This window comes from Mycobacterium sp. NPDC048908 (assembly GCF_043197955.1).
Classification (GTDB): Bacteria; Actinomycetota; Actinomycetes; order Mycobacteriales; family Mycobacteriaceae; genus Mycobacterium.
On record NZ_JBICUE010000001.1, the window covers coordinates 74057 to 84140 of the forward strand.

At 65.3% G+C, this 10084-nt stretch carries 10 protein-coding genes; all 10 read right to left on the reverse strand.

The genetic code is table 11. The annotated features are described in order from the left end of the window. Positions 1-4: 4 nt before the first annotated feature. On the reverse strand, positions 5-529 hold the full coding sequence (gene nuoI, locus ACGFK1_RS00320; RefSeq protein WP_393423894.1) for an NADH-quinone oxidoreductase subunit NuoI: 525 nt from the start codon (positions 527-529) through the stop codon (positions 5-7). After that, the gene (gene nuoH, locus ACGFK1_RS00325; RefSeq protein ID WP_393423897.1) at positions 522-1754 is read right to left on the reverse strand and encodes an NADH-quinone oxidoreductase subunit NuoH; all 1233 of its coding nucleotides are present in this window, start codon (positions 1752-1754) and stop codon (positions 522-524) included. The genes nuoI and nuoH overlap by 8 nt, the downstream gene beginning before the upstream one ends. Continuing rightward, positions 1751-4150 (reverse strand): NADH-quinone oxidoreductase subunit G, encoded by a 2400-nt coding sequence (locus ACGFK1_RS00330; protein ID WP_393423899.1) that lies wholly within the window; start codon positions 4148-4150, stop codon positions 1751-1753. The genes nuoH and ACGFK1_RS00330 overlap by 4 nt, the downstream gene beginning before the upstream one ends. 98 nt (positions 4151-4248) lie before the next feature. Next, the gene (gene nuoF, locus ACGFK1_RS00335) at positions 4249-5565 is read right to left on the reverse strand and encodes an NADH-quinone oxidoreductase subunit NuoF (RefSeq protein WP_393423902.1); all 1317 of its coding nucleotides are present in this window, start codon (positions 5563-5565) and stop codon (positions 4249-4251) included. Beyond that, the gene (nuoE, locus tag ACGFK1_RS00340; RefSeq protein WP_393426223.1) at positions 5562-6431 is read right to left on the reverse strand and encodes an NADH-quinone oxidoreductase subunit NuoE; all 870 of its coding nucleotides are present in this window, start codon (positions 6429-6431) and stop codon (positions 5562-5564) included. Before nuoE ends, nuoF begins: the two co-directional genes overlap by 4 nt. A gap of 143 nt (positions 6432-6574) precedes the next feature. Further along, positions 6575-7894, reverse strand: a complete 1320-nt coding sequence (gene nuoD, locus ACGFK1_RS00345) for an NADH dehydrogenase (quinone) subunit D (RefSeq protein ID WP_393423905.1) — start codon at positions 7892-7894, stop codon at positions 6575-6577. Further along, positions 7894-8589, reverse strand: a complete 696-nt coding sequence (locus tag ACGFK1_RS00350) for an NADH-quinone oxidoreductase subunit C (protein WP_393423908.1) — start codon at positions 8587-8589, stop codon at positions 7894-7896. Before ACGFK1_RS00350 ends, nuoD begins: the two co-directional genes overlap by 1 nt. Next, entirely contained in the window at positions 8586-9140 is a 555-nt protein-coding gene (locus ACGFK1_RS00355) for an NADH-quinone oxidoreductase subunit B family protein (RefSeq protein WP_067808240.1), read from the reverse strand. The genes ACGFK1_RS00350 and ACGFK1_RS00355 overlap by 4 nt, the downstream gene beginning before the upstream one ends. Further along, entirely contained in the window at positions 9131-9502 is a 372-nt protein-coding gene (locus tag ACGFK1_RS00360; protein ID WP_393423912.1) for an NADH-quinone oxidoreductase subunit A, read from the reverse strand. Before ACGFK1_RS00360 ends, ACGFK1_RS00355 begins: the two co-directional genes overlap by 10 nt. Before the next feature lie 163 nt (positions 9503-9665). After that, on the reverse strand, positions 9666-10061 hold the full coding sequence (locus tag ACGFK1_RS00365) for a hypothetical protein (protein WP_393423915.1): 396 nt from the start codon (positions 10059-10061) through the stop codon (positions 9666-9668). Positions 10062-10084 lie beyond the last annotated feature (23 nt).

The following is a 10084-nucleotide window of genomic DNA, read 5'->3' on the forward strand; positions in this document are numbered from 1 at the left end:
ACGCTCACTTGGCGTCCTCGGTTATCGGCTTGATGGTGCCCCGGTAGTAGTCCTCGTCGGTGCTGCCCGGCGCCATGTCATGGGGCGGCGGCAGCATGCCCGGTTGCAGTGGGGCAAGCAACTTGTCCTTGCCCCAGATCAGGTCAGCGCGGTTGTCGTCGGCCATCTCGTAGTTGTTGGTCATCGTCAGCGCCCTGGTCGGGCACGCCTCGATGCAGAGCCCGCAGCCGATGCACCGCAGATAGTTGATCTGGTAGACGCGGCCATAGCGTTCACCCGGGGAAAAGCGTTCGTCCTCGGTGTTGTCGGCGCCCTCGACGTAGATCGCGTCGGCAGGGCAGGCCCATGCACACAACTCACAACCGATGCATTTCTCCAGCCCATCCGGATAGCGATTCAGCTGGTGGCGACCGTGGTAGCGCTTGGCCACGGGGCCAGGCTTCTCCGGGTACTGCTCGGTGAGCCGCTTCTTGAACATGGTGGAGAACGTGACTCCGAAGCCCGCGATGGCATCCAGGAACCTAGGCATGTGTCTTCTCCTTTGAAGCTGTCGGCAGCGGCGGCACCGGGAAGGCCCCGGTGTCGACGACTTGTTCGGGCAGCTTTCGAACAGTTCTCGACCGCAGCGACCGCCACAGTGCGAACAGAAGAATCAGTGCCGCCACTGCGCCGACGGTGATCAGGCCGGTCGTCAGTTGGTCCCACCCCTGATTGCGCAGCGCGCGGGCGGTGGAGACGATCATGATCCATGCCAGCGACACCGGGATCAGCAGCTTCCACCCCAGCCCCATGAACTGGTCGTAGCGCAACCTGGGCAGGGAGGCGCGCAGCCAGAAGAAGAAGAACATGAACGTCCAGACCTTGGCCACGAACCAAAACAACGGCCACCAACCGGAATTGGCGCCGTCCCACATGTTGATCGGCCACGGCGCATGCCAGCCGCCGAGGAACAGCGTGGTCGCCAGCGCCGACACCGTGGTCATGTTCACGTATTCGGCGAGCATGAACATCGCGAACTTGATCGACGAGTACTCGGTGTGGAACCCGCCGACCAGTTCACCTTCGGCCTCCGGCAGATCGAAAGGAGCCCGGTTGGTTTCGCCGACCATCGAGGTGAGATAGACCAGGAACGACGGCAGCAGCGGGAAGATGTACCACAGCCCCTGCTGTGACGCGACGATGCCCGACGTCGACATCGTGCCGGCATAGATGAACACCGCCGCGAACGACAACGCCATCGCGATCTCGTACGAGATCACCTGAGCGCTCGACCTCAGGCCACCCAACAGGGGATAGGTCGAGCCCGATGCCCAGCCCGCCAACACGATTCCGTACACGCCGATCGATGTCGCGGCAAGGATGTAGAGCACCGCGACGGGCATATCGGTCAACTGCAGGGCGGTTCGGTGGCCGAATATCGACACTTCGCCGCCCATCGGGATCACCGCGAACGCGATGAACGCGGGCACCACCGAGATGACCGGGGCCGCAAGGTAGATGAACTTGTCCACGCCGGCCGGGATGAGGCCCTCCTTGAGGGCCAGCTTGACGCCGTCGACCAGAGACTGCAGCAACCCCCACGGCCCGACGCGGTTGGGGCCTGGCCGATTCTGCATCCACCCGAGCAGCTTGCGCTCGATCAAGATCGCAATCAGCACCGACAGCATCAGGTACACGAAGATGGCGAGGGCCTTGATGATGACCAGCCACCACGGATCGTGGCCGAACAGAGTGGGGTCGGGATATGTCGTCATGAGGTGGACCGTCCGATCGATACCACGGAACCTGCCGTCACGCCGAGTTGCGGATACACCGCTGAACCGACGGAGTTGACCGGCACCCACACGGTGCCGTCGACCATGTCGGTGATCTCCAGCGGCAGTGTGATCCCGCCGCGATCGGTGCTCACCGTCACCAGATCGCCTTCGGCGGCGCCGATCCCGGCCGCGGTGGTCGCCGACAGCCGTGCGACCGGCGGGCGCGCGGTGCCTGCGAGATGCGGTTCACCGTCCTGCAACCGACCCGCGTCGAGCAGCATGCGCCACCCGGCCAGCAGGGCCTGCCCTTGGCCCGGTGTGGGCGGTTTGGCGGCCACCTGTTGCGGCGAAGCGGGGCGCTGGCCCGCCCACTGCCCGAGGCGCGCCAGCTCGTCGCCCGCGACCGCGGCGGACTGCATGTTCAGATCGATCCCGAGCTCATCGGACAGGAAGGCCAGCACCCGCAGATCCGGCAGCGCATTGGTCTGCAGCGACGGCGCGAAGGGGCGAATCCGGCCCTCCCAGTTCATGAACGAGCCTGCCTTCTCCACCACCGGCGCAATGGGGAAGACGACGTCGGCGAGCGCCGTGACGGCGCTTTCCCGTAACTCCAGGCTCACCACGAACGGTGCTGTGTCGATCGCGGCCAACGCCGCGTCCGGGTCCGGTAGGTCGGCGACTTCGACACCGCCGACGAGCAGCGCGCCCAGTTCGCCGGTTCGTGCCGCTTCGAGGATGCCGGCGGTGTCCCGGCCCGGGGTCGCCGGTAGCTCGCCGAAATTCCAACTGGCGGACGTCTGTTCGCGGGCCGAGGCGTCACTGACGGGGCGGCCGCCGGGCAGCAGACCTGGCAGCGCGCCCGCCTCCAATGCGCCGCGCTCACCGGCCCGTCGCGGTATCCACGCCAGCCGGGCACCGGTCGCCGCGACCAATCGGGCTGCGGCGGAAAGGGCTCCGGGCGAGCCGGCCAATCGCTCACCGACGATGACAACGGCGCCGGGCATCTTCAGGTGGGCGTCATCGGAGAGTCCGTCAAGGGCGGCGGCCTCGTCGCCGGGAGCCGTCGCGATCAATTCCCCGCGCAGCTTGGTCAGTGAGCGGGTGACCAACGGCGCTATCGACTTGACCTGCAAGCCGTTCTTGCGCACCGCTTTTCGTAGCCGCAGGAAGACGATGGGGGATTCCTCTTCGGGTTCGAACCCGGCGAGCAGCACCGATGGCGCCTTTTCCAGATCGGCGTAGGTGACCGCCATGGGTTGCCCTGCGACGTGCGCGGCCAGGAAATCGGCTTCCTCGGCGCTGTGCGAACGGGCGCGGAAATCGATGTCGTTGGTGCCCAGGACCATTCGGGCGAACTTTGAATAGGCGTAGGCATCTTCTACGGTCACCCGGCCGCCGACCAGCACGCCGGCGCTGCCGTAGGCCGCTGCCAAACCTGCGCTCGCCACGGCGAGAGCCTCGGACCATGACGCCGGGCGCAGCTTGCCGTCGTCGTCGCGGATCATCGGAGTGGTGATGCGGTCACCTTGGGTGGTGTAGGTGAACGCCCAGCGGCCCTTGTCGCAGTTCCACTCTTCGTTGACCTGTGGGTCGTCACCGGCTAAGCGGCGCAACACCTTTCCACGGCGGTGGTCGGTGCGCTGCACGCAGCCCGACGAGCAGTGTTCGCAGACGCTCGGACTGGACACCAGGTCGAATGGCCGGGCCCGGAATCGGTATGCGGCGCCGGTGAGTGCGCCGACCGGGCAAATCTGCACCGTGTTGCCGGAGTAGTACGACTGGAACGGCTCGCCCGGCGCAATGCCGACTTGTTGCAGCGCACCACGTTCGAGCAGTTCGATGAATGGGTCGCCGGCGATCTGCTCGGAGAACCGAGTGCATCGTGCGCACAACACGCAGCGCTCGCGGTCCAACAGGACTTCCGAGGAGATGTTGATCGGCTTGGGGAAGGTCCGCTTGACGTCGTCGAACCGCGTCTCGGGCCTGCCGTTGGACATCGCCTGGTTCTGCAGCGGACACTCGCCACCCTTGTCGCACACCGGGCAGTCCAGCGGGTGGTTGATGAGCAGGAGTTCCATCACCCCCTGCTGAGCCTTGTCCGCGGCCTCCGAGGTGAATTGGGTGTGCACCACCATGTCCGGTGTGCAGGTCGTGGTGCACGACGCCATCGGCTTGCGCTGGCCCTCGACTTCGACCAGGCATTGCCTGCACGCGCCCACCGGGTCGAGCAGCGGATGATCGCAGAACCGCGGGATCTGCACGCCGATGAGTTCTGCGGCCCGAATCACCAGGGTGCCCTTGGGCACACTGACTTCCACACCGTCGATGGTGACGCTTACCATCTCGACCGCTTCGGCGGTGCCGGTGTCACCAGAATCAACCGTCTGGGTCATCTAGACACACCCCACTTCTTGGCGCGAGCAGACGCAAAAACGTGCGACACGCCGACGCAAGACACCCTTCTGCGTCTGCTCGCCGTAGAAACGCGCCATCACACACCCACCTCTTCCGTAGCCATCAGCGTCGAGGCGTGCGGATCGAACGGACAACCACCAGACAGATGTTGAAGGTATTCGTCGCGGAAGAACTTGATCGACGACATGATCGGCGCCGCGGCGCCGTCGCCCAAGGCGCAGAACGACTTCCCGAAGATGTTGTCGGAAATGTCCAGCAACTTCTGGATGTCCTCTTCGGTCCCTCTGCCTGTCTCCAACCGCTCGTAGATCTGCGCCAGCCAGTAGGTGCCCTCACGGCAGGGCGTGCACTTGCCGCAGGACTCGTGCGCGTAGAACTGGGTCCAGCGCCGGACCGCGCGTACCACGCAGGTGGTTTCGTCGAAGATCTGCAGTGCCTTGGTGCCGAGCATGGTGCCGACCCCCGCCATCCCTTCGTAATCCAACGGCACATTGAGGTGCTCGTCGGTCAGCAGCGGGGTGGACGAGCCACCTGGGGTCCAGAACTTCAGCGAGTGCCCGGCCCGGATGCCGCCCGCGTAGTCGAGTAGTTCGCGCAACGTGATGCCAAGCGGCGCTTCATATTGCCCGGGGTTGGTGACGTGTCCCGACAGCGAATACAGCGTGAAGCCGGGCGACTTCTCGGTACCCATCGACCGGAACCAGTCCACGCCGTTGAGCAGAACCGGCGGCACGCTGGCGATCGACTCCACGTTGTTGACGACGGTGGGCGAGGCGTACAAGCCTGCGACCGCAGGGAACGGAGGGCGCAGCCTCGGTTGGCCGCGTCGGCCCTCCAGCGAGTCGAGCAGCGCCGTTTCCTCGCCGCAGATGTAGGCGCCCGCGCCCGCGTGCACGATCAACTCCAGATCGAAGCCCGAGCCCAGGATGTCCGTGCCCAGATAGCCGGCTTCATAGGCCTCGGCGACCGCGGCCTGCAGTCGTCGCAGCACCGGCACCACCTCGCCGCGCACGTAGATGAACGCGTGGTGCGCCCGGATCGCGTACGACGCGATGATGATGCCCTCGACGAGGAAGTGCGGCGTGGTGAGCATCAGCGGAATGTCTTTGCACGTACCGGGTTCCGATTCGTCGGCGTTCACCACGAGGTAGTGCGGCTTGGCACCCGCGCCGGTGTCGTCTTGCGGGATGAACGACCACTTGGTGCCGGTCGGAAACCCTGCGCCGCCGCGGCCGCGCAGGCCCGAATCCTTCATGGTGGCGATCACGTCGTCGGGGGCCATGCCGAGCGCCCGTTGCAGCGCCTTGTAGCCGTCGTGCCGACGGTAGGTGTCCATCGTCCACGATTCGGGTTCGTCCCAGAACCGGCTCAAAACAGGAGTCAATTGCGTCATGTCTTCGAGTCCGTTGCGCTCGGGTCAGTCTCGGGTTCATTCGGTTCGGGCGGCACTGTCGCCGACGGACCGGGGGCGGCTTGGTCCTTCGTGGCCTCGGCCGCGGCCTTGCCGTCGTCGGGCCCGCTGTGCGAATCGGTCGCCACCTCAACTTCGGGTGCCGTCATGCCGCGTTCCCGAGCGACACGCAGACCCGCCAACGTCGCGTCCCCCGCCGGCCCCTGCGCGGCCGCGGCTTCCGGATCTGGAAGTCCGGCAAGCACTCTCGCGGTCTCCTTGAACGTGCACAGCGGTGCGCCGCGCGTCGGCGTCGGCGGCTGGCCGGCCCGCAGGCCGTCCACGAGGTCGCGGGCCGACGACGGCGTCTGATTGTCGAAGAATTCCCAGTTGACCATCACGACGGGCGCGTAATCGCATGCGGCGTTGCATTCGACATGTTCGAGCGTGACGCGACCGTCGGAGGTGGTCTCGCCGGCATGAATACCCAGATGTTCTTGCAGCGCATCGAGTATCGCGTCGCCGCCCATGATCGCGCACAGCGTGTTCGTGCAGACCCCCACCAGATACTCACCGGTCGGCGTGCGGCGGTACATCGAGTAGAAGGTGGCGACTGCGGTGACCTCGGCGTCGGTCAAGCCCAGTTGCGCAGCGCAGAACGCGATGCCTGCCGAGGTGAGGCAGCCGTCCTCGGACTGCACGAGGTGCAGCAGCGGCAGCAGGGCGGAGCGGCCCTGCGGGTACTTGGCGATCACCTTCTCGGCGTCGGCGGCCAACCTCGCCTGGACGTCGGCCGGATATGTCTTGGCGCCGTGGATCGGTGGGCCGGGCTCATCTGGTCGCTGGCCCAGCTCGAGGAAGACGCTCAACGCTGCCCTCGCTCCCCTGCCGTGCGGCGGGGTCCCCTCTTCGCGCAAGCGCTCATTGTTGCCCTCGCCTCTTCGCGCAAGCGCTCATCGTTGCCCTCGCTCCCCTGCCGTGCGGCGGGGTCCCCTCTTCGCGCAAGCGCTCATCAGCGGTCCACCCCACCCATCACCGGGTCGATGGACGCCACCGCGGTGATCGCGTCGGCGACCATGCCGCCCTCGCACATGGCGGCGACGGCCTGCAAGTTGTTGAACGACGGATCCCGGTAGTGCACCCGGTATGGCCGGGTGCCGCCGTCGGAGACCATGTGCACGCCGAGTTCACCGCGTGGCGATTCGATCGCGACGTACACCTGGCCCGCGGGCACGCGGATGCCCTCGGTGACGAGTTTGAAGTGGTGAATGAGTCCCTCCATCGAGTGGCCCATGATCTTGGCGATGTGTTCCGGCGAGTTGCCGAGCCCGTCGGGCCCGAGTTTCAGATCGGCGGGCCAGGCCAACTTCTTGTCGGTGATCATCACCGGTCCTGGCTGCAGTCTGTCGAGACACTGCTCGATGATCTTCAACGATTCGTGCATCTCCTTGACCCGGATCAGGTAGCGGCCGTACGAGTCACAGGCGTCGTCGGTGATGACGTCGAATTCGTAATTCTCGTAGCCGCAATAGGGTTGGGCTCTGCGTAGATCATGCGGCAGGCCGGTCGACCTCAGGCAGGGTCCGGTGATACCGAGCGCCATGCAGCCGGTCAGATCAAGGTAGCCGATGCCCTGCGTGCGAGCCTTCCAGATGTAGTTCTCCGTCAGCAGATCCTCGAGATCCTTGAGCCGCCTCGGCATCAGCTTGAGCATGTCGCGGATCTGGGGGACGGCTTCTTCCGGCAGATCCATCGCCACACCGCCCGGCCGGATGTAGGCATTGTTCATCCGTAGCCCGGTGATCGTTTCGAAGATGGACAAGATCTGTTCGCGCTCACGGAATCCGTAGAACATCGCGCCCATGGAGCCCAGTTCCATACCGCCGGTGGCCAGCGCGACCAGGTGTGAGGAGATGCGGTTGAGTTCCATCATCATCACGCGGATGACGCTGGCCCGCTCAGGGATGTCGTCGGTGACGCCGAGCAGCTTCTCGACGCCGAGGCAGTACACCGTCTCGTTGAAAAGCGGTGATAGATAATCCATTCGGGTGACGAAGGTGACCCCCTGAGTCCAGGTGCGGAACTCGAGGTTTTTCTCGATGCCGGTGTGCAGATAGCCGATGCCCGCGCGGGCCTGCACGATGGTCTCGCCCTCGATCTCGAGAATCAGCCGCAGCACTCCGTGCGTGGAGGGGTGTTGCGGTCCCATGTTCACGACGATCCGCTCGCCGGCATGCGAAGCGGCGTTTTCCCTTGCGGCAGCGACGACTTGGTCCCAGTCCTGACCGCCGACGACGACCACCCGTTCGGGCGGGTTGGTGGGTGCGCTCATCAGTTGTAGGCCCTCCGCTGATCGGGCGGTGGTATCTCCGCGCCGTGGTATTCCACCGGAATGCCGCCCAACGGGTAGTCCTTGCGCTGCGGGTGGCCGACCCAGTCGTCGGGCATTTCGATGCGGGTGAGCGCGGGATGGCCGTCGAAGACGATGCCGAAGAAGTCGTAGGTCTCGCGCTCGTGCCAATCGACCGTCGGATACACCGAAAACAGACTTGGGATGTGCGGGTCCTCGTCGGGGGTGGCGACCTCGACACGAATGCGGCGGTTGTGGGTGATCGACATCAGCGGGTACACGGCGTGCAGTTCGCGTCCCTTGTCGTCGGGGTAGTGCACACCACTGACCCCGAGGCACAGCTCGAACCGCAGCGCGGGGTCGTCGCGCAGCACCTGAGCCACCGCGGGCAACTGCTCCCGCCGAACCTCCAGGGTGAGCTCGTCGCGAAACACCACGACCCGTTCGATCGAGGCGTCGTAACCGTTCTGGCCGATGGCCGCGGTGAGCGCGTCGACCACATCGTCGAAATAACCGCCGTATGGCCGCGGTGAACTGCCGGGCAGAGCCACCGGACGGACCAGCCGGCCATAGCCCGACGTGTCGCCCGAGCCCTTCGCGCCGAACATGCCGCGGCGCACACCGATTACCTCGGGCGGATTCCGATCAGCCTGATGCCCGTTGCCGTTCTCGCTCATCTGAGCAACCCTTTGAGCTCGATGGTCGGTGTGACCGCCAACGCCGCCTTCTCGGCTTCCCGGATCGCCTCCTCGCGGTGCACGCCGAGCGGCATTTCCTGAATCTTGTCGTGCAGCTTCAAGATTGCGTGCAGCAGCATCTCCGGTCGCGGGGGACAGCCAGGCAGATAGATGTCGACCGGCACGACGTGATCAACGCCTTGCACGATGGCGTAGTTGTTGAACATGCCACCCGAGGATGCGCACACGCCCATCGCCAGCACCCACTTGGGCTCGACCATCTGGTCGTAGATCTGGCGCAGCACCGGCGCCATCTTCTGGCTGACCCGGCCTGCGACGATCATCAGGTCCGCCTGCCGCGGCGTCGCCGAGAACCGCTCCATGCCGAACCGGGAGATGTCGAAGCGTGGGCCCGCCGTGGCCATCATCTCGATCGCGCAGCAGGCCAGCCCGAACGTCGCCGGCCACAGTGAACCCTTGCGGATGTAGCCGGCCACCTTCTCAACGGTGGACAGCAGGATGCCGCCGGGGAGCTTTTCCTCTAGTCCCATGTCAGGCCTCCCCGCCGCCAGACGTACGCATAGGCCACGAACACCACCAGCATGAACAGCAGCATCTCTACCAGGGCGAACATGCCGAGGCTGTCAAAAGCGACCGCCCAGGGGTAGAGGAACACGATCTCGATGTCGAAGATGATGAACAACATCGCGGTCAGGTAGTACTTGATCGGAAATCGCTGGCCTGATGCGTGGGCAGAGGCCAGTTCCGGCACCGGTTCGATGCCGCACTCGTAGGCCTCCAATTTCGACTGGTTGTAGCGCCTCGGTCCGACCAGCAGTGCAATGCCGACCGAACCGACTGCGAACGCAGCCGCAATGGCGCCGAGAACCAGTATTGGCGTGTACAAATCCATACCGAGCAAACGCTCCCTCGTGGGCTGTCGATGTGAGCTTACCCACACCCTAGCGGCCTTTGAGACGGGTGCCACGCATTTTGGTTAGAGTCGCTATTAGCTGCGTGCAGCCATGTTGTCATGCCATGAAATGGCAAGGGCAACAGTGCGATTGGTCTCTCGTCTACTGCACGGGCGCGCGCAGCAGAGACACCACCGCGTCGCCGAGCCGGATCGGGTCGATCGGGTGGGGGACCGCGGCCTCGGCGCGCGACCAGCTGGCCAGCCAAGCGTCATCGGGGCGGCCGGTCAGCACCAGGATCGGCGGGCAGTCGGCGATCTCGTCTTTCAACTGTTTGGCGATACCCATCCCGCCGGTGGGCGTGGCCTCGCCGTCCAGGATCACCAAATCGAAGCCGCCCTCGTCCATCTTCCGGATCACCATCGGACCGGTGGCGACCTCGACGTAGGTCAGCTCGGGCAGGTCCGGATGCACCCGCCTGCCGAGCGCCAATTGCACCTGCTCACGGGTTCGCGGGTTGTCGCTGTAGACCATGATCCGCAGTGCACGTTCCGCCATGCGGCCGATCGTACGGCTAGTGC